1 protein-coding gene is annotated in these 1,507 nt (G+C 54.5%); it reads right to left on the reverse strand.

Annotated features, from left to right (window positions below; genetic code table 11):
- Positions 1–72 precede the first annotated feature (72 nt).
- The gene (locus tag LG396_RS38720; RefSeq protein ID WP_225798298.1) at positions 73–912 is read right to left on the reverse strand and encodes a hypothetical protein; all 840 of its coding nucleotides are present in this window, start codon (positions 910–912) and stop codon (positions 73–75) included.
- Between the last annotated feature and the right edge of the window lie 595 nt (positions 913–1,507).

Consider the following 1,507-nt stretch of genomic DNA (forward strand, 5'->3'; position numbering starts at 1 on the left):
CATGCTGCTTGGAATCGGGTGCACTTACCGAAGGAAGGAGACCGATTGTGAGAATCTAAAACGCTCTCACGGCTAGCCGGGGAAATCGGGCGGTTTCAGCATGTCGCGGGTAATCTCCCGCCCCGGAGCGGCCACGATGAAGAAGGTCAACTGAAGCTTATTACGAATCGCTTGAGCGTTGCGGGACTTCGCAATGCACTCTGCATAAGCCTTGGATACTTTGTCGGTATCGAGTGGCGGGTAGCAGCTTTTCTTTGTTACTTTAATGTCACAGATACTCGCAGATGAACCGGTACTCAGGTTTCCATCGGCGTAGGAGCCCACAACGATATCCCCACCGTCGGCAATCGGTAGGGTGTAGGATTCAAGATACCCAATTTTGTGTGCAGCGCAGTACTTGTTGGCCGCTTCGGGAGGAAGGCCACTCCTTTCTTGTACGCGATCGACGGTAGTGTCATTAAGTCGAACACTAAATGTTCCCATCTCTAAGGATGGGTGGAATTTCTGGGTCCCTGCGTAGACCCCAATGGAGAGTGCTGTCCCACCCTTATCTTCGAGCACTTGAATTACTTCCCACTTGCGTTCGTACTGGTGCAGTTTGTTCCCAGAATCGAGCGTGACAGTATAATCAGGTCCAGAAGAGCCGAGCTCTTGGTCTATCTTGCTGTAAGTTTTGCCCGGCTTCAGGTCGCGCAGTAATTCCTCTTCCGCTCGCATGTGATAACTTTCACTGGACGTGTACAAGTGATAACTTAACCACGCCAAGAACCCCAGCATGGCAAGACCAGCCACCAGGATGGAGATGCGACGGGCCGAGAATTTGTAAAGATTGAACTGACTGCCGCCCACTTGGACAGGGGCGTGAAATTGACCGTCATGGATACCCGCACTGCTGCGCTCATCGGGACGCACGTCTAATCCTGTCGCCCAAAGTGGTTAGTCTGAGTTCCGCCCATCTGTACGGGACCATGAAAGACCCCACCGTGGATTTCGGCATGAGTCTGAGTGCTACGCGGGTATTCAGTGAGTATTTCAGCCAATTCGGAAACCGCTTCCGGGTCGCTGGACAGTAGCAGCGTAAGTCGCTCCGCCCAAGTATTCTCAGCCTCCGCTCGCGCCCTGTCGGAGTCAGCGGCTGACATCGCAAGCAAGGTACTGCGTGTCGTCTCCAACTCTGTCTCTACCGCCGACCCTCGCCTTTGGAGAAGACGGGTAAAGCGTGCACGTGCTTGCGTCCAGCCGTCTGTGACCATCAGGCCGACCAATGTAGTGGCACCTGTCGAAGCAAGAGCCGCAACCTCAGGAGTCACCATAAAATGAATTTCCCCCTAGCTAGCAGCCTGTTAGGAGCTTGCATGGTAGTACATGTGGGCAGCTCAAGTTGGGCAGTTTGCTCATCTGCAACCGCCACCTCGGCGTCGCGAGACGGCGGCAGTCCTATTTAACGCTCTCTCCAGCAACGTTGGTCCGGGCTCGGTGAGTTCGGTTGATGAGGAGGCGGGGTCTC

The sequence above is a fragment of the Streptomyces aculeolatus genome (assembly GCF_020400605.1).
In the GTDB taxonomy this organism is placed as follows: domain Bacteria; phylum Actinomycetota; class Actinomycetes; order Streptomycetales; family Streptomycetaceae; genus Streptomyces; species Streptomyces aculeolatus.